Genomic DNA, 22,883 nt, shown 5'->3' with positions numbered 1-22,883 from the left:
ACAGGCGCGATTTAAGCGCCTGTTTTCATTTAATTTACCCCTTTGGTCACTATGTCGCCGATTTGTATGCTACCGCTGAGGTTATTGGGTTGAACCACGGCTTCAGCGCTGCTTTCATAAACGCGTGCAACGGTCAGTGTTATCCCGCTTTTTCGACGTTGAGTACGGACGATACCTAAATCATCGGTGAACGAGGCAATGTGCCAAAGGTTTAATTGATCGCCTTGTTTAACCCCATTGATACGTCCGACATTGATTTGTGCAATATTGTCTTTGAGGGCGACGATTTCTGGCTTGCTGGCGCGACAAGACAGCGATGACTCCAAGTCCAACAGAATATTTCGGCTCATGCGGCGTGCCATTTGCCCATAAGGAGATTGCCAAAAACGCGCTGTTTGCGTGTCAACTTGGCTGTGGCGTTCAAACGGCCATTGGGCGACATCGCGATAGCGGCGTTGAAATATGACTTCACCACTCTCACTGTCCATTGCCTGAACATTGACGGCCAATTGGCGGTTATTTTTTGCCTCACCAAAGCCACTGGCGTCGGTTGTGGCAGACAAGTCAGTGATTGCGCCTGTAATCACAAATTGCGCGTCTTTGTCTTCCGCTAACATGGCCACCGAGCGGGGCGCATTGGGTGAGACGTCAACATTGGCAATTCCACGCCCAACAAAGCTCTGTGCGTGCTGTTTTATTTCGCGGTTTAACAGCACTGAAAAGTCATCACCAAACTGATAAATCCCGCCCAACGCGGCTTGCTGTGGTGACACGATGGGAAAACGTGTTAACACCATGCCTTTTTTATACTGGGTTTTGTGGCAAGCGTTTGCCGATGGATAGATATCTAAGCGCAGATTGACAACATAATTGCCGCCTTGCGTGCCTTCTTCTAACACTTGTACCTCGCGCACCGCATTGCCGCTAAACTGATAACCAGGTTTGACTTGCGAGTAAAAACGCTTGAGTTGCTGCAAGCTGCCTACATCGGCACCGGCGAAGCGCATGGCATCAAAGGTCGCGGCTTCAAGTGCCCGAACACGGGCGGCTTGCTGGCTTTCGAGTATGGGGGAACTGGCCGATACTTCATACCACGCCGCGTGTGTCCAAGGAGCGACACTCAGGCTGACAATGAGCGTTAACCGCGCCAAAAGGGTTTTCATAGTCAAAATCTCACTTAGTGGGTATGGAAATTGCTTTCAATCTATTAGTGCGTAGGGTTAAGTCCTACCAAAAAGATGACGCAAAGACGCTGATGCAAGTTGTGTACCTAAATAGAGCCAGCAATCAAAGGTAAAGGTTTAATGAAATCAACCGATACCCTTAATGACACACTTGTCTCACATCGATGACTGAGCGCGGAGCATGATACGATGAAAAAGTGGATAGTGGCGATAGTAGCGCTATGGGTAACAGGCTGTGCTTACACGCCAATTTATAACGGCAAAGAGCCGTATTCGGGCAGTGAGTTTTTCCTTAAGCAGCGGCCACGTCACACCCTTGATTATTTTCTAAATAGCATGGCCGATGAGCTGTTAGCCACCAATGCGTATTTGACAGCGCGAACGCCCTTGGCGGTTACCTCGTTTGTTGATTTGCAAAAAATGGATGAGACCAACTGGTTAGGTAATACCGTGACCGAGGGGCTGATTTACCAAATGCAGCGCCGCGGCTTTACGGTGATTGACTTTAAATCGACGGGCGCGATTCGGGTCACGGAAGACGGAGATTTTACCATTAGCCGAGACTGGAAAGAGCTGAACCCTGAACAACAAATCGATTATGTATTGACGGGAACTATGTTGCGTCAAGGCGGCGGGGTATTGGTCAATGCCCGGGTAATCGGTATGGAATCTCGCGTGGTGGTTGCCTCGGCGCAAGGCTTCTTGCCGGCCGATCGTATTGGGCGTGATATTGATAGTTTATACAAGGTTCGCAAACGCGATGGCGTGATTATTCGAGATGATCAAAACCGCGTGAAGCGTGAGACAGTGGTGCTAAAACCTTAGTATAGGAAAGAGTAAGGTAGATAAATGTTTACGAAACACGGATTTGTCATCGCAATCTTGCTGATGCTGTCAGCCTGTCAGCCATTAACCAAGATGAAAGAAGAAAATATCATTTCTGCGGTGGGAATGGCATCGATCAGTGCGCAACAAGGCGCAACCCAAGAAGAAAAAGAAACCCGTGCTATGCGTGCCTCAAAGGTCGACGCGTATAAAGAGTTGAGTGAGCAGGTATATGGATTACGGGTAAGTAGTCGCTCGCGTGTGGACGATCAAAGCTTAGGCCGTGACACCACTCAAGGTGCGGTGGATGGTATTATCCGCGGTGCAGAAGTGGTGGCCAGTTATAAAGTAGGTGACAGCTACGTCACTGAGCTCGAGCTGGATCTTGATACCATGCAGAAAATGAAACGCTATGGCGAATCGCAGCCTGTGCCGAATAACAATAATATTATTTTCTAGCCACGATAGCGTGTCTCTTTGGTTAAAGGCGATGGATGACGCCAACATGTTGGCACGCGTGGGTAGAGTATAAAAACGGCCTATGCTTTTAGGCGGAGAGCGAGCGTTATGCTCGCTTTTTTTGTGCTTGGCACCAGAGTGGCGGGATAGCGTATCACGCTCTCGTAGGGAACAAACCAGAGTTGGCAAAAGACAGGTAGACGGTCGTGCAGCGATGAGACAAACAAGGAAAGCGAGGCAAATAGGTGGACGGTGTAGTGTGGCTGGCTGTGTGCTGGTCGTTGGGCGTGAGGAAGAAGGAGGACGTTATGCTTTAACGTTAGTGCCTAGAGTTTTTCTCCCCGACGCATTACCGTCTTGGTTGTAGGTCAGTTCTGACTTACCACCGCTTTCTTGGAAAAGGTTGCGCAGGCGATGAATACTCAAACTGGCGCGCTGTAGCGCGATGCCATTGGTTTCATTTTGCTGTTTGCAGGCAGAGAGGGTGGATTGAATGGCACTAACGTGCTCACTTAACGTCTCATCATGGTTGAGTAAATCGCGCTCTGGGTGACGGCTAATTTGCGCATCATTACGTTGAATTTCGTTGATAAGCGACTGTTTTTGCTTGGCTATTGCTTCGATATCTTCGGAGGAGCGGCTGGCAATGACACCGGCTTCTTGCTCGAGCACGCTTTGTAGCGCTTGGACTCGCTCGAGTTGCTGTTCAACCAAGGTTGTTAAAGGCGCAGTAGGGGTCATAACCACTCCAATCAGCTTAGCTATCGTTGAGATCGTTCTCGAAACGCATCATGTTTGCGGCGAGCTTATCAGGATCCACTTTGTATGAGCCGTTTGATATCGCTTGCTTGATTTGATCAACTTTGGCGCTATCAAAGTAGGGCTCAGATGCCATTTTCTGATTCATTTTATCGATCACTTGGCTTTGTTGGCTGAGCGAAACAGCGTCGTCTTGGGGTTTTACCCCTTGCTGTTCACGAACTGAGCCGCTTTGCGTTTCTTGTGTTTTGGTCTGGTTACTCGTATTACGAGTTGTGGTCAGGGTTTGCTGATTACCACGTAGTTGGTCAATACTCGCCATAACATCGCCTTACTGTCAGTCGCTTTTTGAGTCCGTCGCTCAGCATATCGGCACACCTTGCTGTTACTTTAGCATTGTGGCGTAAAAAGTTAGAAATTAACCGTTACTTCGCCGACCGCTGAGATTGTAGCATCGACAATCCGGTTAGATTTATCGTTCTTTACTTTTATTTGCTCACCTAGAGCGCCATCACTTAATGCCGTACCTTTTGCAACAATGTTCAGTCCGTTTCCTTGCGCAGTGATCAAAACGTCATCATTTCGACACACGGCGCAGACATCGTTACTGCTGATCGGTTCACCTATTCCCACGGTTCGTTTGACTTTAGAGCCAATTAAACGCGCGGGTTGCGTATAGGTGTGCCCGCGTTGAAACCGACTATTTACCATCTGAACGGCTAGATCATTTGAAGCAATAGTCATGCCACGATTGAGCGGTCGTTTTGCCACGACCGAGGGAGTCATCAACTCGATTTTAACCGGAATATACACTTGCCAGTTGTCTCGATCACAAGACACCATCACGGTGACGGAGGTATTAATCTGTTGACGGCCTGGCACTTTGGTGTCGAGTGGCACGGGGCAATCGGTTAGGCGCATGCGCGAATCAAGGTTCCCCGCTGCGATGTTGAGTTCGCCATTTTCAGGCAGCGAAATAATACTGGCAACATGCGCTTCCGCGGCTTCTTGCACCGCTTCAATTTGACTTACAGTGGCAGCGGCTATACTTACGCTAAAGCTTGTGAGCAAAATGACGATAAATAAACGCAATATCTTGGACATAGTTCCAATCCATCAGTAGTGGATGTTAAGAAAATTTTTTTCCCTTCTTTCTCGAGAGTCATGTGATTACCCACTATGATTACCATGCTACTCTACTAAAAAAACGGGGCAATATGGAGTTTATCTTATGACAGGTGGTGTTCTTGATTCGGTCAACCAGCGTACACAGTTGGTGGGACAAAACCGGTTAGAGCTGTTGACTTTCCGCCTGATGAGAAAACAGCGCTTTGGCATTAATGTGTTTAAAGTCAAAGAAGTGCTGCAGTGCCCACGACTCACCGCAATGGCAAACTTGCATCCTTTGGTGAAAGGGGTGGCACACATCCGCGGTCAAACTGTCTCTGTCATTGACATGAGCCTAGCAACAGGCGGGCCAGCAATTCCCGATCCAGAAAATCGTTTTGTGATCATTGCAGAATTCAACCGTTCGATGCAGGGCTTTTTAGTGGGCTCGGTCGAGCGTATCGTTAATATGAACTGGGAAAAAATTCTTCCCCCTCCTCAAGGGACAGGGCGATCTCACTACCTCACGGCGGTCACTGAAATTGATGACGAGTTGGTGGAAGTGCTCGATGTTGAAAAAATTCTCAATGAAATCGCACCTGTGAACGAAGATGTGAGTGAGGAAGTGCTTTCGAAACGTGAAGAACGGGAAGAAAGTGCTCCGAGTCAAGTGCTAGTGGCCGATGATTCCAGCGTTGCACGCCGGCAGGTGAAGCGCGCGGTTGAAAGCGTCGGCTACGACGTTATCTTGGTTCAAGATGGCAAAGAAGCACTAGAAAAACTGAAAGAAATGGCCGCCGAGGGAAATATCTACAGTCAGCTTGCCTTGGTGATTTCTGATATCGAAATGCCTGAAATGGATGGGTATACCCTCACAACAGAGATTAGAAAAGATTCGAGTCTCAAGGATCTTCATGTAGTATTGCACTCATCATTGAGTGGGGTATTCAACGAGGCCATGGTTCAGCGTGTAGGGGCTAACTCGTTTATTGCGAAGTTCGATCCAGATGAACTGGGCTCTGCCGTACTCGAGGCGGTTAAGTCGTAACCCAACCAGAGCGATTGAGTTAATTAATGACAAATGTAGCAATCAGTGACCAAGAATATCGAGACTTTTGCAAACATCTCGAAGCCAAGTGTGGGATCGTACTGGGAGATAGCAAGCAGTACCTGGTACGCAGCCGCTTGAGCCCGCTGGTGAATAAATTTGGCGTGGGGTCGCTGTCAGAATTGATAAAGTCGGTGATTACGGGGCGTAATCGTGAACTCGCGGTTGCGGCAATTGATGCGATGACCACTAACGAAACCCTGTGGTTTCGCGATACCTATCCGTATGAAGTGTTGGCACATCGTTTTTTACCCGAGCTAGCCAAATCTCGTAAGCCGATAAAAATCTGGTCCTCAGCAAGCTCTTCAGGACAGGAGCCTTACTCCATTGCCATGACGGTGGCGGAAACCCAGCAGCGCAAACCTGGCATGCTTGGAAGTGTGAGTATCACCGCGACCGATATATCGACATCCATGCTGGAGGCGTGTCGCCAGGGGATATACGACAACTTGGCACTGGGACGCGGGCTGTCACCGGAACGTCGACGTACCTTCTTCGAAGATGTGGGAGACGGCAAAATGCGGGTGAAAGAAAACATCAAGCGCATGGTGACGTTCCGCCCGCAAAACTTAATGGAAAGCTATAGCCTGTTAGGCAAGTTTGACATTATATTCTGTCGTAATGTGCTGATCTATTTTTCCCCTGATATGAAAGCCAAAGTATTGAATCAAATGGCGGGGGCACTAAACCCCGGCGGTTACTTGATCTTGGGCGCGTCGGAGTCACTCACGGGGTTAACCGACAAGTTTGAGATGATCCGCTGTAACCCCGGCATCATTTACAAGCTCAAATAGTAAGCGGCAAAGCGGCACATTGTTTGCCGCTTTTTACATCTCTCTGCCGCTCTCTCACTTTTTATCGATAGATATTCCTGTCTCTCACCCCGCGTCCTACCTGAGCTCAAGACAAAAACAAGGCCTTGTTGAAAACTTGGCACCCTGTTTGCTTTATTACATGCAGTAAGAACTCGGAGGTTGTCCATGGCGATCACATTTGACAATGCACTTGGTGTGCACCAGCACACAGTTGGCGTTAGAGGCAAGCGGGCAGAAACCCTGTCTAGCAACATTGCGAATGCCAACACGCCAGGTTACAAGGCGCAAGACATCGACTTTCAACGCGCCTTAAAAGCGGCAACATCCGAGGCAAGTATTGGCCTAAGCCGCACCAATGAGCGGCACATTGCTGCCTCTAGCCAGGTGATGGGGGAAAAGAAATACCGTATCCCCACGCAGCCAGACACTGGCGATGGCAACACGGTTGATGCGCAATTAGAAAAGAATTTGTTCATGCAGAACGCACTGGAATACCAAGCCTCACTGGACTTTCTTGGCTCTAAGTTCAAGAACATGAAGAAGGCATTGAATGGGAAATAATCGATGAGTTTGTTTAATATTTTTAACGTGTCGGGATCGGCGATGAGCGCCGAGTCAGTACGATTGAACACCACATCAAGCAACCTGGCCAATGCCAATTCGGTGAGCAGTTCTGCGGAAGAAACTTATCGAGCTCGGCATCCGATTTTCTCTGCGGAGCTTAACCGCTTCAAACAGCAAGGGGAAAGTGTGCCAGTCAACATTGACGGTATTGTGGAAAGCCAAAAGCCATTACGGGCGGAATATAACCCTGATCATCCGATGTCGAATGAAGAAGGGTATATCTTCAAACCAAACGTAAATGTCATGGAAGAAATGGCGAACATGATTTCGGCATCGCGGGCCTATCAGACCAACGTGCAGGTTGCCGATGCCAGTAAACAAATGCTGATGCGTACGCTTCAGATGGGGCAGTAATGTAGGAGGCGAAGATGGCCGGAATCGACGGTACAGGTTCGAGTAACGGACTGTCCTACATTGACCAGCTAAAGGCGCAGCAAGAGAAAAAACTGCAAGAGAGCCAAGATAGTACAACAGGCAAGCAGGCCCTCAAGCAAGAAGACTTTCTTTCTCTGCTCACCAAACAGCTGTCACAACAGGATCCGTTTAAACCTGTCGATAATGACAAGATGATCTCGCAGATGGCGTCTTTTGCGACGGTAGAAGGCATCGGCAAAATGAACAATCAATTTGATACGTTCAACGAGTCGATTACTTCCAACCAAGCACTGCAAGCGTCATCCTTGGTCGGACGTGATGTCCTTGTGCCTGGATCGACAGGTGTGAAAGGAGAGACTGGCGGTGTGGCTGGTATGGTGAAGTTGCCGCGTGCGCTCGATAACGTCAGTGTCCGAGTTGAAAACGAACAAGGACAGCTATTAAGAACGTTCAGTATGGGTGCCAAACCGCCGGGCGATCACCGTGTGGAATGGGATGGGCTCGACGATAACGGCAATCCTATGCCGGAAGGGACCTATAAGCTCAAAGTTAGCGGCTTGGTTGATGGCCAAACTCAAGAGTTTGATGTGTCGACCTATGCCAATGTCAATAGTGTCTTGCTGGGGAATGGCGATGGCAACGTGATGCTAAATCTTGCCGGCTTCTCCTCACCGTTTAAGCTTGCTGAAGTGCTAGAGGTCGGTAATGCCGACGTCGGAAATGTGACGAAAGGCTAACCGATTTATTAGGAGTGAAAAGCAATGGGTTTTAATATTGCGTTAAGTGGCCTTGGTGCGGCCCAGAAAGACATGAACACCACCAGTAACAACATCTCGAATGCCAATACGTATGGCTTTAAGGAGTCACGTGCTGAGTTTGGTGATGTCTACTCAACCTCCATCTTCTCAAATTCGAAGACCACAAACGGGACCGGTGTGCAAACGTCGACCGTGGCACAGCAGTTCCACGAAGGCTCGAGTATCTACACCAACAACCCGCTTGATTTGCGGATTAGCGGTAATGGCTTTTTCGGCGTCTCAAATGACAAGCTGCAAAACAACGATTACCACTTAACGCGCAACGGTGCCTTCCACCTTGATAAAAACAACGACATTATCAACTCTGAAGGCCAGTATCTGCTCGGTTATAATGTCGACCCTGATACTCAGCAGGTTTCGTCTTATGAGCCGCAGTCGCTCAATGTCCCGGATCAGTTTGGCCAGCCTCGTGCGTCACAAAATGTTGATATCGGCTTGAACTTGCCTGCCGGCGGGGAAGAAAAAGACCCAGCGCAGTTTAACTTTGAAGACCCAGAAACCTATAACAAGCAAACCTCTGCCACGGTCTATGACTCGCTTGGGCAGCCGTACAAATTGTCGACCTATTATGTAAAAGGCAACGATCCGGCGAACCCGAACAGTTGGTCGGTGTACTACACCATGACCGACCCTGAAGGTGAGAAACCGGTTAATATTCAAGGCGGTAATGCTACCAATGCCGCTGGACAGGTTGGCCACACCATCGACTTTAACTCTGATGGCTCAGTGAACAATGTCAATGGTGGTAATCCGATCGTGACCGATACCCTAGGGCCTGCAGGGGCGGGATTGGAAATGAACGGCGCGAATGGTGATCAGCAGCTTACGCTCAACTTCGATAATCCGACCCAGTATGCGGCACCGTTTGAGATGCGAAAATTCACCGATGATGGCGCAACCACGGGGTATCTCACCAAGGTCGATATTGATCCTAAAGGCACCATTATGGCGACCTACAGTAACGGTGAAAATGTCGCGTTGGGGCGGGTTGCGATGGTGCGCGTCGCCAACCAGCAAGGCTTAGCCCAAGTAGGCAATACCCAATGGGATGTGACTCAAGATTCGGGTGACCCCGTTTTTGGTGAAGCGATGCAAGGCGCCTTTGGTCAGGTAAAAAGCGGGACGATCGAGCAGTCCAATATCGATATGACCCAAGAGTTGGTTGATTTGATCACCGCGCAGCGAAACTTCCAAGCGAACTCACGTGCCTTGGAAGTGAGCAACCAGATGCAACAAAATATCCTACAAATCCGTTAGTGATCCAAGCCTTGCCGCCGACTCTTAGGGCGGCAAGGCTTTTCCATTCCTCCTCATTGTTATTCCTTTTCAACGTTATAATTCCACATAACACTCTGATAATAAGGGATCAAAATTACTGGCACGCTCTTTGCTTTGTTCTAGATAGAACGATTGTGGAGGCAACCAATTATGGATCGCTCGTTATACCTAGCCATGAGTGGCGCAAAGCAAGATATGCAAGCTATGCAACTGCGCGCCAATAACCTGGCCAATGTCAGCACCACAGGCTTTCGAGCAGATTTGGAGCAATCTCGCTCCATGCAGGCCTATGGTGAAGGACTACCCAGCCGTGTGTTTAACATGACTGAGCGACCTGGATATAGCTTTGAGCAAGGCTCGACGATCACCACTGGCCGAAACTTAGACGTGGCGGTGCAAGGTGAAGGCTGGATGTCAGTGCTAGACAGCCAAGGGCAAGAAGGCTACACCCGTGCGGGCCATCTCAAAGTAGATCAAACCGGTTTACTCCAAAACAGTAATGGTAATCTCATTCTCGGAGAGAGTGGGGGCCCGATATTTATTCCCCTCCCTGCAGCCAAAATTGAAGTGGGCAAAGACGGCGGTGTCTCGGTACTCCCCCAAGGTGCGCCAGCTGATGCGATGGAAGTGGTGGATAGAATCAAACTGGTTCGCCCAGATAATCAAGATCTCTTTAAAGACAAAGACGGCGTGTTCAAACCCAAAGAGCCCGGCACTGTGTTTCCGGCCGATGCCGGTGTGACCTTGCAAACGGGCGCCTTAGAAGGCAGTAATGTCAACGCTGTGGGTGAGATGACTGGGTTAATCGACTTGCAACGTCATTTTGAAATGCAAGTGAAGTTAATGAAAACCGCGGAAAAAATGGACGAGTCGTCTTCATCGTTATTACGGCTTGGCTAAGGTTTATTAAGAGGAAGTAATTATGCATCCAGCATTATGGGTCAGTAAAACCGGACTTGATGCGCAGCAGACCAATATCTCGACGATTTCGAATAACCTAGCCAACGCATCTACGGTCGGGTTTAAAAAATCACGCGCGGTGTTTGAAGATCTCTTCTACCAGAACATCAACCAACCGGGTGGGCAATCCTCACAGAACACTGAGTTGCCAAGTGGGTTGATGCTCGGTGCTGGTTCAAAAGTGGTGGCCACTCAGCGCGTGCACACCAATGGTAATGTGCAAACCACAGACAATGCCCTTGATATGATGATTGAAGGGGATGGCTTTTTCCAAGTATTGCTGCCTGATGGCAACATTGGCTATCAGCGTAACGGCCAATTTACCCTGAATGACGAAGGCACGATAGTGACATCAGGGGCGGGCTATACGCTAGAGCCAGAAATTACTGTTCCTGAAGACGCGGTACAAATTACGGTCGGAACGGATGGTGAAGTGTCTGTGCGATTACGTGGTCAGCAAGAGAACCAAGTACTCGGCCAAATTACCACGGTTGATTTTATTAACCCAGGTGGGTTGGAGCCTATCGGCCAGAATATTTACCTACCCACTGGCGCGAGTGGTGATCCTCAAGAAGGGGTACCTGGACTTGATGGTTTCGGTGAAGTGAAGCAATCGATGCTGGAAACCTCTAACGTCAATGTTACCGAAGAGCTGGTGAATATGATTGAGGCTCAGCGTGTGTATGAAATGAACTCCAAAGTGATCTCGTCGGTCGACCAGATGCTCAGCTACGTCAATCAGCAGCTGTAATAAGGGTTAAGGAGGCAATGATGACGGTGCAACGTATATTAATCCCAGGCCTTTTCCTTGCCACTTTGTTGGGGCTAGGTGGCTGTTCATTGCCGGGGCAACAAGACACAGGCAGTGATCTTGACCAAGCGACCTCGACCACCGACGCGGTCGAAGGGGACACCACACCGGACAGCGAAGGCTTGATTGGCTTATTGCGTCAACGTGAAGACCCCAAAGCGGATGACCCAGCGTGGTCACCGATCCGGCCCCAACAAGCGCCTGAGCATTACGCCACGGCGACAGGCTCCTTATTCAACGTGAATGACCAGCGCGACCTGTACGATGGCTCAAAACCACGTGGTCTGGGTGACATTGTGACCGTGATGCTGGAAGAAAACACCCAAGCGCAAAAAAGTGCCAGTTCTGACTTGGCTAAATCCAATGATCTCAGTATGGATCCCTTGTCGCTCGGCGGTGAGGAGATCACCATTGGTGAGCGAACACTGTCGTACGAGGTCAGTAACGATAACTCAGTAACCGGCTCCACCTCGGCGGATCAGAGCAACAGTCTCCAAGGCTCTATCTCTGTGCAGGTGGTGGATGTACTCGCAAATGGGAATTTGATGGTACGCGGTGAAAAGTGGCTTACCTTGAATTCAGGGGATGAATATATCCGCCTCAGCGGTACCATTCGTCCGGCCGATATTGGCCCTGACAACACCATAGCTTCGACCCGTATTTCCAACGCTAGAATTCAGTATTCAGGCACCGGGGAGCGACAAGATACCCAAGAGCAAGGCTGGTTGGCACGATTCTTTAATGTCACTTTGTAGCCCTACAATGTGTCGGAGAGTTGACGTGAAAAAGTGGTTGTTATCGATAGTCTTGCTGATGGTGGCGATGCCAAGCCTTGCCGCGCGCATCAAAGATGTGGCGGAGGTCGCTGGGGTACGCAGTAACACCCTAACCGGCTATGGCTTGGTGGTGGGGTTACCCGGTACAGGTGAAAGCACGCCCTTTACCGATCAAAGCTTTAAATCGATGCTGGAAAACTTTGGCATCCAATTGCCGCCAGATATCAATCCTCAATCAGCTAACATTGCCGCCGTTGCCGTCACCGCTGACTTGCCCGCGTTTGCCAAACAAGGTCAAAAACTTGACGTTACCGTGTCGTCGATTGGTTCGGCAGAGAGCTTACGTGGTGGCACCTTGCTACAAACTTTTCTCAAAGGCTTGGATGGTAATGTCTATGCCACCGCACAAGGGAACTTGATTGTGGGCGGCTTTAGCGCCACCGGTGCTGATGGCTCTCAGTTGGTGGGCAACACCCCAACCGTTGGACGGATCACTAATGGCGCGTCCGTTGAGCGGGAAGTCCCTAATCCTTTTGGTCGTGGTGATTACCTGACTTTCAACTTATTCCAATCCGACTTTACTACCGCACAGCGTATGGCGGATGCGGTTAATCGCTTTCTTGGTCCGTCAACCGCATCAGCTATGGATGCGACCTCAGTGAGAGTCAGAGCGCCGCGTGATGTTAGCCAGCGTGTGGCTTTCTTATCAACGGTTGAAAATATTGAGTTTCAGCCGGGTGATGCGGCAGCGAAAATAATCGTTAATTCGCGCACTGGCACGATTGTGGTCGGGCAAAATGTTCGTCTTCGTCCTGCGGCGATCACCCATGGGGGGATGACGGTTTCCATTCAAGAAGACTTCAATGTTGATCATCCTAATCCATTAGGTGGCGGTGAAGCTGTGGTCACGCCTGATACCGAGATCAATGTTGAGGAAGAGCAAGGGCGGATGTTCCACTTTAAACCTGGCGTGACATTAGACGACTTAGTACGCGCCGTGAATGGCGTTGGTGCTGCACCCTCGGATCTCATGGCGATTCTGCAAGCGCTGAAACAAGCCGGGGCCATCGATGGTCAATTGATAGTGATATAGGGCAACGCATGAAATCTCCTGTTGATAGTCAATTTGTACACGATATAAGCCAGCTCGACTCACTACGTCGCCAAGCCGTGAAAGGGGAAGAAGGGGATGAGCAAGCGGCGTTGCGTTCAGCCGCCGAGCAGTTCGAGTCCTTATTTACCCAGATGCTGTTCAAGTCAATGCGTGATGCCAATGAGGCGTTTGAGTCTGACTTAATCGACGATCGTACCTCGAAGTTTTATGAGCAGATGGCCGATGAACAAATGGCCAGTGAACTAAGCCGAGAGGGCTCACTGGGCCTCGCGGATATGATTGTTGAACAATTAGGCAAAGCGCAAGGCGACAGCCAGCCAGATATGAATGAAGCGGCTCGCGCGTCGGCGCAATCTTTGCCGTTGGATCAAAACCGTAGTCGAGAGGCAGCAGAAAAAGCGATTGCGGCGCTCGATAGTCAGTCTATCGCGCCGCCAGTCGCCAGCACCCCTACGCCCCAACGTTCACAAGGCTTCGATTCGCCTGACTCCTTTGTGAACACGCTGGCACCGCATGCTCGTCGCGCGGCCCGAGCGTTAGGCACGGATCCGGCGATTATTCTTGCTCAAGCAGCACTAGAAACCGGTTGGGGGAAAAAGGTTATCGCCAATGCCCGCGATAACAGTCATAACTTGTTTAATATAAAAGCGGATCAACGTTGGGGAGGCGATAAAGTCGCCACACAAACCCTGGAAGTGTATGACGGGATCCCGGTCAAAGAAACGGCAAGCTTTCGGTCGTATCCCTCCTATCAAGAGAGTTTTGACGATTTCGTCTCATTTTTGCGTGACAACCCGCGCTATGAGCAAGCTTTATCGCAATCTGCGCAACCTGAACAGTTTATTCGGGAGCTTCATCAAGCCGGGTATGCCACCGATCCGGAATATGCCGATAAAGTCATTCGTGTGCTCGACCAAGTGCGTGGCATGATGGACTAAGGCAGCGGCAGGCAAGAGCTTGCCGTTTTTACCTCACCTTGTTTCAATTGCACTCTCAAAACCCTTAATGCATTGTTTTAATTAGATAATAATCCAGGTTTCCTCCTTGGCTCAATTTTTGCTTAACCCCTAGTATCTCGTTTTAATTGCCGGGTTATTTGGAGGCACAATGGGCTTGGACCTGCTTTCCCTTGGGTCGCAAGGCGTACTGACTGCGCAGCGACAGCTGAATACAACAGGTCACAATATCTCTAACGTGAATACGGAGGGATATAGTCGTCAGTCGGTTGAGCAAAAAACCAATGATGTCCAGTTTTGGGGCGGCAATAACTACGGCACCGGTGTCCATGCCGCGGCAATACGCCGCAACTATGACAAGTTTGCGGTCAACGAACTAAATGTCTCGACGTCAAACCTTTCTCATGCTGCTGCCCGCAATGAACAGCTTGGGCGGCTTGACGATATGATGGCGCACTCCGCCAAGAAAATTCCAGAAAACATGAACGAATTCTATGGGGCGGTCAAAGGACTGGCGGATAGTCCCAGTGATATGGGCGCTCGGAAGGTCGTGCTTGAGAAAGCGCGTATGGTCGCTGCTGGTATGAACGATGTTTATGGTGTGTTGCAGCAACAATCGATTGATACGTCCTCGCAAATTGATGCCACCGTCAAACGGATGAATGACATTGGCCAAGAGTTGGTGGATGTGCATAAAGCCATACTCAAAACCCCCGCCGAAGCCAACGACTTGTTAGACCGACATGACAAGCTGATCCGAGAGCTCTCTGAATACACACAGGTGAGTGTGAACGCGCGTGAGGATGGGCTATTCAACGTGATTATCGGCAGTGGCCATATGTTGGTGTCTGGCATGAACAGCAGTGAACTGACCACCTTGCCGGGTAAGCCTGACCATCAAGAGCGTCGTTTGGCGTTGGTGGAAGGGAAGACAGTGAAAGCGATTTCTAATCAAGACATCCGCGGCAAACTCGGGGCATTGTTTGAATACCGTGATGATACCTTAGGACAAGCGCGAGACGAATTAGGCCGGATGGCGATTGGTTTTTCTCAAGCGCTGAATGACTTGCAAGGGCAAGGGTTTGACCTTAACGGTGAGGTTGGAAAGAACATTTTCACCGACTATAACAGTGATCGTATTGCCAGCGCCCGAGTGATCCAAAACGGCGACTCTACCGCTGACTTAAAAGTCTATATCGATGATCTTCAGCAGCTCAAGCGGGGAGATTATCAACTTAAATTTGATGGCACCCAATATACCCTGACATCACCGGATGGAAAGCAATCGACGGTGACACCGAGTGGCACTCCGCCTAGTTTTAATGTCGACGGCATGCGAGTGCAAGTGGATGCCGGCTTGGCGGCCAATGAACGCGTATTGATTCGCCCCGCTCGCTCAGCGGCAGGGCAAATGCGTGTGACCATGGAGGATCCGGCCGATATCGCGGCACAAAGCTATGTCAGTGCAAGCTCGGTGAGCCATGGCGACGGTGATGTGCGAATTTTACAAGCTGGTGGACAAAAAGAATTTCAAGTTCGGGTCTCCCCTGATGGCAGCCAATTTGCGGTGACCGATCCTAAGGGGCAAGTTTTGGTCGCACCACAGGCCTACCCGCCGGGAGGACCGATTGAKGTCAACGGCACCATCATTGAGATCAATGATAAAGCGGCACCGGATGATGTGCTGGCTATCAGCCTTATCCCGGCTGATGGTGACAATAGTAATCTCATCCGTATGCAGGAGCTGCAAACGGAAAAGCTGATGGATAACGGTCGCTCGACGGTGCTCGATGTCTATGAGGGACTCAGTACCGATCTTGGGGTGCAAAAAGCCTCTTATGAGCGTCTGCAAGATGTGAGTATGGTTGAACACGATGCCGCAGAAAGTCGTGTGGCGGAAGTGTCTGGGGTGAACCTGGATGAAGAAGCGGCCAATATGATGAAGTTTCAGCGCGCGTATATGGCCGCGTCACGGATTATGACCGCCGCTAACGAAACATTTGACTCTCTGCTCAATGCAACGCGATAAGGTAGGACAGTATGATTAGTCGTATTGCCAGCTTTCACAATTACCAGTCGGTCTCCAACGACATTATGCGTCAGAATGTGAAGGTGCAGGATAACCAAGAGCAGATGGCGACGGGGAAACGTGTAATTACATCCGGTGATGACCCTGTGTCGTCGATCTACATTCAAAATTTTCGCCAGCAAGATGAGCAGATTGACCAGTTTATTGATTCGATCACCTTGGCGCGAAACCGGCAAACCCGTGAAGAAATCGCCATTGACGAGTCTGAGCAAATCATGGACGGGGCGAAACGCAAAGTGATGGCGATGATCAACGGCTCGTTATCGGTTGAAGACCGCACCGCGCATCGGCAAGACTTACAAGGGATGTTTGATAATTTTATGGACTTGGTAAACACTAAGGATGAATCTGGCAACTTTCTGTTTTCCGGTACCCAAACCAGTACGCAGCCTTTTTACCGCGATAGTCAGGGCAACGTGCGCTACGCGGGTGACAGTTACTTTCGTACCGCTCAAGTGGCTCCGGCTGTCGAAGTGCCCACATCTGACCCGGGCGATAAACTGTTCATGGAGATTGATAACCCCTTTGGTGACTATCAGCCTGAATACGATCTCGAAGATGGCTCTTTGTTGCTGATGGCAAAAGCGGAAAATACCAATGATGCGGATACCTCTAACTATTCGGTGTCTTTTGACGTTAATGCCAATGGGGACACCACTTACTCCTTGATGCAAGATGGTACTGAGGTCAGTGCCGGGCTCTATGACCCGCAAAACGGCGTTGAGTGGAATACGCTGAAAATGACTTTCGAGGGTGAGATGAAGCCAGGTGATACCATTAACCTTGAAAGGCAAGACAGCTTTAACATTTTCGATTCGTTCAAAAATGGTGCCGCGCTGTCGTATGCCGATATTGATGATGCGTCTGCCACGGCAGAACTCCACCAAGTGACCGAACAATTTGCGGCAGCCTTCAAGCATTTAAACAAAGCACGCTCAGAAGTGGGCACGCGACTTACCACCTTAGATCGGCAAGAAAGTATGCACAAAGACTTTAAGTTGGTATTGAACCGTTCACTGGGGACCATGGAAGACTTGGACTATACCCAGGCGGCCATTGATATGAATGAGGACATGCTAGCGCTGCAAGCCTCCCAACAAGCGTTCGCCAAAACCAAAGATCTTTCACTGTTCAATTATATCTAACCCATTGCGTAGGTGTTTGGTTACTACAAGGTACCGAGGGTAAGAGAAAAAACAGGGTCGCATCAGCGACCCCGTTTTGTGTTTGGGTTTGCTGTTCCCCTGTCTAGGGGCAAAGATCGTTTACCATGCGGTCCGCCATGGCATCGAGTAGGGGTTGTTTATCTTTGAGCATGGGCGGATAACTGAACGCGTACTCATTGTTCCCCGGCATCACATCAGGGGTTTGTGTATCACTATTCTGATGGCCGGCAAAAAACACATAACAGGGTGTGCCAACGGCGACGGTCAGCCGATGTACCGCTGTCCCGGCGGTAAATACACCAGACAGCTGGTGTATGGCGCCTGCAGTTCCCATAAAATCATTTTTAAGATCCAGGCCAGGCAAGGTGACGATCTCAACCCCCGTTTGCTTCTTGATTTTACTCAGTTCTTTATCACACTCGCCATATTGCAAATTGACAAATTGGGCATTGGGGCAACGCTGGCGCATGGTTTTTATCCAGCCAGCCAATTCGTCAGCTACTAAATAGTGAATATTACGGGTGGCGGCGGCGAGGCCACTTCGCCAACACACGCCAAACACAGGCCCGTGTTGATGTAGCTCGGCTAACGGGGCGATCCAAGGCGCATCGGCGGCGACATCTGGGACAATGTAGGTTTGGTGATAGAGATGGCGCCCAAAGTGGTGGTAGCACAGGCCTGCCAACGACCCACCGGCAACCCAACTATCCATATCGGCCAGGACATGCTCTGGCACAAAAATATCTTTTCCGTCAGTGCGAGAAATGGGCACAATTTCCGTACTGGGGAAAGCTTGGCGTAATAGGGGCTCTAAGCGGGGGTCGCAGCCGACATACACTTTCCGAGCGCGTTCAACCACCATGGCGACATTGTGAAAATAAGCCAGTTCATCCCCAACCCCTTGCTCGGGCATGATAAGCACGGCATCCGTCTCTGGCCGAGACAAGTCCCAACGGGGTAAGTTGCCGTGATATTTGAGGCGGCGTCCGCACTCAATCCCAGCTTCATTGGCTTGATAGAACTTCTCCCATGCCATTTGCGTGCGGTAGACAAACGCCAGGTTAAACCGTAGTGCCTGATCGTCGGGCTGGGAGGCTAGCAGGGCCTCGAGGCGCTGCTGCGCTTGGTCAATATTGCCCATATACCAATCCAGTTCGCCTAGTTGGGCATTTAACGTATTGGCTTGCTTATCCTTGACATGATTGAGCGCCTTGAGGTGGATCTGGTAGCAATCGGTTAGTTTATCTTGGGTAAATTGATGGTGCTGCTTGAGCAGTTCGAAGGTCGCACGAGCGTAGGCATAGTGTAATTCACCGCGCTCAGGTTCATCACGCAAACATTGTTTGGCCAGTTTGCTTGCTTCCAGCCAGTTAGCTTCATTGAGATAAACCACCAGGAGTTGACGCAAAAATGCCGTGTCTTGCGTTTGCTTATAGGTCGTTAAACAGCGCTGGCGCGCGCTGGCGTACTCGCCCAGTCCGGCTTCTGCGCGGATGAGTAGTAGTTGCCAAACTGGATGAGCCTGTGCTTTTTCACTGCCACGTAGTAGCAATTGTTGTGCTTTGCCGAACGCTTTCTGATCCAATGCTTGTTGCGCCAATGCCATCAGCGCCGGTGGGTAATCCGGCTCCAGCGTGAGTATGGTTTGGTAAAGCTGCTCGGCTTGGTCACTGTGCCCATCAGCGACCAAATCAGCTGCTACTGACAAGGTTTTTTTTATTTCATCGGCCAGCCCTTGGTTTTTTAGCTGGTGGAGCTCGTCACGCAAAGCGTGCGTTCGACGACTTTCTCCCTGTAGACCGAGTTTAGCCGTTAACTGCTCACGCAAATTAAGGATGTCTTGGTTTGTCGGAGCGGCGGCAAACAATGTCTCAACCAGCTCCATAGCCGCGTGATTATGCCCTTGTTGCGTTAATAACTGTGCTTTATCAAACAACAAAGACAGATCGTGAGGGGCATGCTCAAGCGCGTGGTCAAGGTGAGCCATTGCTTGCGTGTGTTGCCCCGCTTCCGCATCCAACACGGCCAGTACTTGCCGCACCTGCACGGTATCGGGTGCGTGGCTCAGTATTTGCTCGAACACTTGCCGCGCGTCGGTTTTCTTCCCTTCTTGGTAAAGACGAATCCCGAGCTGGAAGGCGTCATCCAGCGTCATATTAGTGTGGCCGTCATTGTCTTGCGTCATCGGTTACATCGTCCTGTTATCCGTGACAGCCTCGCGCATTATAGCAAGAGGCTGGCGAGCATCGATAAGCCAATAATTTAGCAAAAAATATGCCTTCCGTCCGGCTGTTGAGCGAAGTTGGCCGCTAACTTGCAGGCCACCGCTCACATAGACGGCAAAAAGCAAGGCGAGGCATTGCCGCACCTTGCCGCTAAGCACAGATAAGCGGCAGGATTTTTCGAGTCAATCTTGGCTGATAGGACAATTCAACAGCTTTAAGTTATTGATTTTTAATTAATTGTAAAAGTTGGCACACATATTGTATTTATTCGAGCAAGCGGCCAGTTTTTGAACGGGCTGATTTTGAAACTGATTAACAAGCTGTTCCCGCAGCACCGCCAAACACAGTGCAACACGTCGCGGGTAGGCTGTTTCGCAAAGCAAGCGAAAGTCAAAGGAGAGCAAAATGGGTGTAACAGTTAACACCAACGTGTCTGCGATGACTGCGCAGCGTTACCTGAATAAAGCGACCGATGAGTTGAATAATTCAATGGAACGTCTGTCGTCAGGTAGCCGAATTAACAGTGCTAAAGACGACGCGGCGGGTTTGCAGATCTCTAACCGTTTGGTTGCCCAAACACGAGGCCTTGATGTGGCAATGCGAAACGCCAATGATGGTATTTCTATTGCGCAGACTGCCGAAGGGGCAATGCAGGAATCGACCAACATTTTGCAGCGTATGCGGGATCTTTCCCTCCAGTCTGCAAACGGTGCCAATGGTAAATCTGAGCGTGTCGCTATCCAAGAAGAGGTAGAAGCACTGAAAGATGAGCTTAACCGGATCGCTGAAACCACTGCGTTTGGTGGCCGTCGATTGCTTAATGGCTCGTTTGGTGAGGCCTCATTCCAAATTGGTGCGGATGCCGGTGAAGCGATCATCATGGGCTTATCGAGTATTCGCGCTGATGATTTCCGCATGGGCGGGGTCGAGTTCACAGGTACCCAGGCCAAATCGGCAGGGTGGCAAGTGGATCCGGCGGCGGCAACGTTGCAGCTGCAGTTTACTACCAAAGATGGCCAAAACGTGAGCATGGCAATCGCAGCGAAAGCGGGTGATGATGTCGAAGAGCTGGCCAGTTATATCAATGGTCAGTCTGGCGAAATGTTAACCGCATCGGTGGATGAAGAGGGTCAACTTCAAGTCTTTATTGAAGAACACAAAGTTGAAGGCGCGGTAACCTTTGGCGGTGGGCTGGCAACGTCATTGGGGATGGTGTCTGGCAATGGTGACTTGGTCACCGCCGCCGACCTTGATGTATCGGATGTCGGTGGCGCGCAAATGGCAGTGGGGGTGATTGACTCGGCCATGCGTTATATTGATAGCCAGCGTGCGGACTTGGGTGCGAAACAAAACCGACTCAGCCACACCATTAGCAACCTGTCGAATATTCAGGAAAACGTGGCGGCATCGAATAGCCGGATCCGTGATACCGACTTTGCTCGAGAAACCACGGCAATGACCAAAGGGCAAATCCTGCAACAGGCCGGTACCTCGATGCTGGCGCAGGCGAAACAGATGCCGCAAGCGGCACTGAACCTTCTGCAATAATTCTATTCATATCAACACACTAAAAGCGGCAATGGGTTGCCGCTTTTTTTTGTGCCATTTTTTCGCAAAATCTTCCTAAAGATATTTCTCCTTTGGGCGTTAACCTCCATAGCGCCTTACGGCAGTGGTGTAAATGCACCGCTAAGCACCGACAAAAAAAGCTAAAGCTTTCTCAACGTGCGCCGCTAAATGGGTTGTGAACAATTTTGATACTGGTTTTCCCTGGTCAGCTGGGCGAAGCCGGACCTAGAACCAAAGGAGAATAGTTATGGCTATTACTGTTAACACTAACGTCCCTGCGATGACTGCTCAGCGTTATTTGAATAACTCAACCGATGCGCTGAACAACTCGATGGAGCGTTTGTCATCCGGTTCTCGCATTAACAGTGCTAAAGACGACGCGGCAGGCCTTCAGATTTCTAACCGTTTGATGGCTCAAAGCAGTGGTTTGGGCGTGGCTGTTCGAAATGCGAACGACGGCATCTCAATGGCGCAAACCGCTGAAGGTGCGATGGAAGAGTCAAGCAACATCTTGCAACGTATGCGTGACTTGTCACTGCAATCGGCTAACGGTGCCAACGGTGATGCTGAGCGTAGCGCAATCCAAGAAGAGGTTGTCGCGCTGAAAGACGAACTGAACCGTATCGCAGAAACGACCTCGTTCGGTGGTGCTAAACTGCTCAACGGTACCTTCGGTACGCGCTCTTTCCAAGTGGGTGCTGACGCCGGTGAAGCGGTGATGATGGAGTTTAAAAACATCCGTGCTGACCACAGCGAAATGGGTGGGGCAAGCTTCACGGCAGCTAACGCCAAATCAGCAGGCTGGACAGCGACTGCCGGTGCCACCATGGCAATCAGTATCACTAACGCTGACGGTACATCAACGTCTATCAATGTGACGGCCAAAGGTGGCGACGATATTGAAGAAATCGCCACTTACATCAATGGTCAAGCTCAAGATAAACTGAGCGCGTCTGTGACTGAAGATGGTGAGCTGCAAATTGTGACCGGTGCTGGTTCAGATGCGACTTTCACGGGTGCATTAGCCACATCGCTAGCGATGGGAACTAAAGTGGACGAAACCATTAAAGATGTTGATGTTTCGTCTATGGGTGGTGCGCAAAAAGCCGTGGGTATGATTGATAACGCGATGCAGTTTATCGATTCTCACCGTGCAGAGTTGGGTGCGAAGCAAAACCGCTTGAGTCACACCATTGCCAACTTGGATAACGTTAATGAAAACGTGTCGGCCTCTAACAGCCGTATCCGTGATGTTGACTTTGCCAAAGAAACAACCAACTTGACCAAGTCACAAATCTTGCAGCAATCTGGTACCTCTATTTTGGCGCAAGCCAAGCAGGCACCACAAGCCGCACTGAGCTTGCTCGGTTAAACCATTCACGAGTGGCGGCCTAATCGCCGCCGCTACGTTTTGGGAGGTGAATAGCAATGGACATTTCATCCGTTACAAATTCATCCCTGCCGCACTCAGCTCACTCTGATGGCACAAAGGTTGCTAGAGATGTAAGAGTTGGAAAAGTACGCCCAGATCCGGTCAGCCAGCACCAGCAGGCAGAGCGTCGTGAGGCGAGAGAGTCAATGCAACAACGCCGTGTAGAGCAGTCACAGCGCATTGAGGAAAATCGTCAGTTACAACGCAAACAACTGGAGAAGTTGGTAGAGCGGCTAGATGAGTTTATGTCCGACTTTAATAAGGGGCTCGCATTCCGTTTGGATGAAGACACAGGACGCAGTGTGATCACCGTTTATGAAATGAATAGTGGTGACATTATCCGTCAGATCCCAGAGCAGGAAATGTTAGAGCTTGCTAAGCAATTGTCGCAACACGCGCGAGGGCTTGTCACAGAAAAGGTATAACGAGGTGA

The 22,883-nt window shown here is 50.1% G+C and carries 23 protein-coding genes; 18 read left to right on the top strand and 5 right to left on the bottom strand.

What is annotated here, in order from left to right; translation table 11 throughout:
• Positions 1-29 precede the first annotated feature (29 nt).
• Entirely contained in the window at positions 30-1,163 is a 1,134-nt protein-coding gene (locus BZG74_RS04605) for a flagella assembly protein FlgT (protein ID WP_077771541.1), read from the bottom strand.
• Positions 1,164-1,373: 210 nt separating this feature from the next.
• Between BZG74_RS04605 and BZG74_RS04600 the strand changes: the two genes are divergently transcribed.
• Together BZG74_RS04600 and BZG74_RS04595 are read left to right on the top strand one after the other, a co-directional pair.
• A complete protein-coding gene (locus BZG74_RS04600) occupies positions 1,374-2,009 on the top strand; it encodes a FlgO family outer membrane protein (RefSeq protein ID WP_069363221.1) in 636 nt (211 codons plus the stop codon).
• A gap of 24 nt (positions 2,010-2,033) precedes the next feature.
• Positions 2,034-2,468, top strand: coding sequence for an LPP20 family lipoprotein (locus BZG74_RS04595; protein ID WP_077771540.1), 435 nt, complete (start codon positions 2,034-2,036; stop codon positions 2,466-2,468).
• 306 nt (positions 2,469-2,774) lie between these two features.
• On the opposite strand, the gene BZG74_RS04590 is transcribed toward BZG74_RS04595, so the two are convergent.
• From BZG74_RS04590 to flgA, 3 genes are all read right to left on the bottom strand, one after another.
• Positions 2,775-3,209 carry a flagella synthesis protein FlgN gene (locus BZG74_RS04590; RefSeq protein WP_077771539.1) on the bottom strand — a complete coding sequence of 145 codons (435 nt, stop codon included), beginning with the start codon at positions 3,207-3,209 and terminating at the stop codon, positions 2,775-2,777.
• Positions 3,210-3,225: 16 nt separating this feature from the next.
• Positions 3,226-3,549, bottom strand: a complete 324-nt coding sequence (gene flgM, locus BZG74_RS04585; protein WP_077771538.1) for a flagellar biosynthesis anti-sigma factor FlgM — start codon at positions 3,547-3,549, stop codon at positions 3,226-3,228.
• Positions 3,550-3,638: 89 nt separating this feature from the next.
• Complete coding sequence (gene flgA, locus BZG74_RS04580; protein ID WP_077771537.1) at positions 3,639-4,331, bottom strand: flagellar basal body P-ring formation chaperone FlgA; 693 nt, start codon at positions 4,329-4,331, stop codon at positions 3,639-3,641.
• A 127-nt stretch (positions 4,332-4,458) separates the two neighbouring features.
• Between flgA and BZG74_RS04575 the strand changes: the two genes are divergently transcribed.
• The 13 genes from BZG74_RS04575 to flgL all read left to right on the top strand — a co-directional run bounded on the left by BZG74_RS04575 (position 4,459) and on the right by flgL (position 17,203).
• Positions 4,459-5,382, top strand: coding sequence for a chemotaxis protein CheV (locus BZG74_RS04575; protein ID WP_077771536.1), 924 nt, complete (start codon positions 4,459-4,461; stop codon positions 5,380-5,382).
• A 26-nt stretch (positions 5,383-5,408) separates the two neighbouring features.
• Positions 5,409-6,236, top strand: coding sequence for a protein-glutamate O-methyltransferase (locus tag BZG74_RS04570; RefSeq protein WP_077771535.1), 828 nt, complete (start codon positions 5,409-5,411; stop codon positions 6,234-6,236).
• Between the two features lie 186 nt (positions 6,237-6,422).
• On the top strand, positions 6,423-6,818 hold the full coding sequence (gene flgB, locus BZG74_RS04565) for a flagellar basal body rod protein FlgB (RefSeq protein WP_046074968.1): 396 nt from the start codon (positions 6,423-6,425) through the stop codon (positions 6,816-6,818).
• 3 nt (positions 6,819-6,821) lie between these two features.
• The gene (gene flgC, locus BZG74_RS04560; protein ID WP_046074967.1) at positions 6,822-7,235 is read left to right on the top strand and encodes a flagellar basal body rod protein FlgC; all 414 of its coding nucleotides are present in this window, start codon (positions 6,822-6,824) and stop codon (positions 7,233-7,235) included.
• 14 nt (positions 7,236-7,249) lie between these two features.
• Positions 7,250-7,993: a flagellar hook assembly protein FlgD gene (gene flgD, locus BZG74_RS04555; protein WP_046074966.1), complete on the top strand. Its 744-nt coding sequence runs from the start codon at positions 7,250-7,252 to the stop codon at positions 7,991-7,993.
• Positions 7,994-8,017: 24 nt separating this feature from the next.
• The gene (gene flgE, locus BZG74_RS04550) at positions 8,018-9,331 is read left to right on the top strand and encodes a flagellar hook protein FlgE (RefSeq protein WP_077771534.1); all 1,314 of its coding nucleotides are present in this window, start codon (positions 8,018-8,020) and stop codon (positions 9,329-9,331) included.
• 171 nt (positions 9,332-9,502) lie between these two features.
• Positions 9,503-10,252 (top strand): flagellar basal-body rod protein FlgF, encoded by a 750-nt coding sequence (gene flgF / locus BZG74_RS04545; RefSeq protein WP_077771533.1) that lies wholly within the window; start codon positions 9,503-9,505, stop codon positions 10,250-10,252.
• Positions 10,253-10,274: 22 nt separating this feature from the next.
• Positions 10,275-11,063 (top strand): flagellar basal-body rod protein FlgG, encoded by a 789-nt coding sequence (gene flgG / locus BZG74_RS04540; protein ID WP_046074963.1) that lies wholly within the window; start codon positions 10,275-10,277, stop codon positions 11,061-11,063.
• 20 nt (positions 11,064-11,083) lie between these two features.
• Entirely contained in the window at positions 11,084-11,878 is a 795-nt protein-coding gene (locus tag BZG74_RS04535) for a flagellar basal body L-ring protein FlgH (RefSeq protein ID WP_101494655.1), read from the top strand.
• A 58-nt stretch (positions 11,879-11,936) separates the two neighbouring features.
• Complete coding sequence (locus tag BZG74_RS04530) at positions 11,937-12,992, top strand: flagellar basal body P-ring protein FlgI (protein ID WP_392397583.1); 1,056 nt, start codon at positions 11,937-11,939, stop codon at positions 12,990-12,992.
• Positions 12,993-13,000: 8 nt separating this feature from the next.
• Entirely contained in the window at positions 13,001-13,951 is a 951-nt protein-coding gene (flgJ, locus tag BZG74_RS04525; protein ID WP_077771531.1) for a flagellar assembly peptidoglycan hydrolase FlgJ, read from the top strand.
• A gap of 169 nt (positions 13,952-14,120) precedes the next feature.
• Positions 14,121-15,998, top strand: coding sequence for a flagellar hook-associated protein FlgK (flgK, locus tag BZG74_RS04520; RefSeq protein ID WP_077771530.1), 1,878 nt, complete (start codon positions 14,121-14,123; stop codon positions 15,996-15,998).
• Between the two features lie 11 nt (positions 15,999-16,009).
• On the top strand, positions 16,010-17,203 hold the full coding sequence (gene flgL, locus BZG74_RS04515) for a flagellar hook-associated protein FlgL (RefSeq protein WP_069363206.1): 1,194 nt from the start codon (positions 16,010-16,012) through the stop codon (positions 17,201-17,203).
• Positions 17,204-17,306: 103 nt separating this feature from the next.
• On the opposite strand, the gene BZG74_RS04510 is transcribed toward flgL, so the two are convergent.
• Positions 17,307-19,409, bottom strand: coding sequence for a tetratricopeptide repeat protein (locus tag BZG74_RS04510; protein WP_077771529.1), 2,103 nt, complete (start codon positions 19,407-19,409; stop codon positions 17,307-17,309).
• A 445-nt stretch (positions 19,410-19,854) separates the two neighbouring features.
• On the opposite strand from BZG74_RS04510, the gene BZG74_RS04505 reads away from it, so the two are divergent.
• The 3 genes from BZG74_RS04505 (at position 19,855) to BZG74_RS04495 (ending at position 22,875) form a co-directional block, all read left to right on the top strand.
• The gene (locus tag BZG74_RS04505; protein ID WP_077771528.1) at positions 19,855-20,997 is read left to right on the top strand and encodes a flagellin; all 1,143 of its coding nucleotides are present in this window, start codon (positions 19,855-19,857) and stop codon (positions 20,995-20,997) included.
• Positions 20,998-21,265: 268 nt separating this feature from the next.
• Complete coding sequence (locus BZG74_RS04500) at positions 21,266-22,390, top strand: flagellin (protein ID WP_077771527.1); 1,125 nt, start codon at positions 21,266-21,268, stop codon at positions 22,388-22,390.
• A 56-nt stretch (positions 22,391-22,446) separates the two neighbouring features.
• Positions 22,447-22,875, top strand: a complete 429-nt coding sequence (locus tag BZG74_RS04495) for a flagellar protein FlaG (RefSeq protein WP_077665896.1) — start codon at positions 22,447-22,449, stop codon at positions 22,873-22,875.
• Positions 22,876-22,883: the final 8 nt, after the last annotated feature.

It is taken from the genome of Salinivibrio sharmensis (assembly GCF_001995985.1).
Classification (GTDB): Bacteria; Pseudomonadota; Gammaproteobacteria; order Enterobacterales; family Vibrionaceae; genus Salinivibrio; species Salinivibrio sharmensis.
This window is presented reverse-complemented; position numbering and strand designations above follow the sequence as displayed.

What these genes read in the sequence shown, in the direction of transcription:
- BZG74_RS04605 (WP_077771541.1), bottom strand. Translation starts at nt 1,163, where the DNA reads ATGAAAACCCTTTTGGCGCGGTTAACGCTCATTGTCAGCCTGAGTGTC.
- BZG74_RS04600 (WP_069363221.1), top strand. Translation starts at nt 1,374, where the DNA reads ATGAAAAAGTGGATAGTGGCGATAGTAGCGCTATGGGTAACAGGCTGT.
- BZG74_RS04595 (WP_077771540.1), top strand. Translation starts at nt 2,034, where the DNA reads ATGTTTACGAAACACGGATTTGTCATCGCAATCTTGCTGATGCTGTCA.
- BZG74_RS04590 (WP_077771539.1), bottom strand. Translation starts at nt 3,209, where the DNA reads ATGACCCCTACTGCGCCTTTAACAACCTTGGTTGAACAGCAACTCGAG.
- flgM (WP_077771538.1), bottom strand. Translation starts at nt 3,549, where the DNA reads ATGGCGAGTATTGACCAACTACGTGGTAATCAGCAAACCCTGACCACA.
- flgA (WP_077771537.1), bottom strand. Translation starts at nt 4,331, where the DNA reads ATGTCCAAGATATTGCGTTTATTTATCGTCATTTTGCTCACAAGCTTT.
- BZG74_RS04575 (WP_077771536.1), top strand. Translation starts at nt 4,459, where the DNA reads ATGACAGGTGGTGTTCTTGATTCGGTCAACCAGCGTACACAGTTGGTG.
- BZG74_RS04570 (WP_077771535.1), top strand. Translation starts at nt 5,409, where the DNA reads ATGACAAATGTAGCAATCAGTGACCAAGAATATCGAGACTTTTGCAAA.
- flgB (WP_046074968.1), top strand. Translation starts at nt 6,423, where the DNA reads ATGGCGATCACATTTGACAATGCACTTGGTGTGCACCAGCACACAGTT.
- flgC (WP_046074967.1), top strand. Translation starts at nt 6,822, where the DNA reads ATGAGTTTGTTTAATATTTTTAACGTGTCGGGATCGGCGATGAGCGCC.
- flgD (WP_046074966.1), top strand. Translation starts at nt 7,250, where the DNA reads ATGGCCGGAATCGACGGTACAGGTTCGAGTAACGGACTGTCCTACATT.
- flgE (WP_077771534.1), top strand. Translation starts at nt 8,018, where the DNA reads ATGGGTTTTAATATTGCGTTAAGTGGCCTTGGTGCGGCCCAGAAAGAC.
- flgF (WP_077771533.1), top strand. Translation starts at nt 9,503, where the DNA reads ATGGATCGCTCGTTATACCTAGCCATGAGTGGCGCAAAGCAAGATATG.
- flgG (WP_046074963.1), top strand. Translation starts at nt 10,275, where the DNA reads ATGCATCCAGCATTATGGGTCAGTAAAACCGGACTTGATGCGCAGCAG.
- BZG74_RS04535 (WP_101494655.1), top strand. Translation starts at nt 11,084, where the DNA reads ATGACGGTGCAACGTATATTAATCCCAGGCCTTTTCCTTGCCACTTTG.
- BZG74_RS04530 (WP_392397583.1), top strand. Translation starts at nt 11,937, where the DNA reads ATGGTGGCGATGCCAAGCCTTGCCGCGCGCATCAAAGATGTGGCGGAG.
- flgJ (WP_077771531.1), top strand. Translation starts at nt 13,001, where the DNA reads ATGAAATCTCCTGTTGATAGTCAATTTGTACACGATATAAGCCAGCTC.
- flgL (WP_069363206.1), top strand. Translation starts at nt 16,010, where the DNA reads ATGATTAGTCGTATTGCCAGCTTTCACAATTACCAGTCGGTCTCCAAC.
- BZG74_RS04510 (WP_077771529.1), bottom strand. Translation starts at nt 19,409, where the DNA reads ATGACGCAAGACAATGACGGCCACACTAATATGACGCTGGATGACGCC.
- BZG74_RS04505 (WP_077771528.1), top strand. Translation starts at nt 19,855, where the DNA reads ATGGGTGTAACAGTTAACACCAACGTGTCTGCGATGACTGCGCAGCGT.
- BZG74_RS04500 (WP_077771527.1), top strand. Translation starts at nt 21,266, where the DNA reads ATGGCTATTACTGTTAACACTAACGTCCCTGCGATGACTGCTCAGCGT.
- BZG74_RS04495 (WP_077665896.1), top strand. Translation starts at nt 22,447, where the DNA reads ATGGACATTTCATCCGTTACAAATTCATCCCTGCCGCACTCAGCTCAC.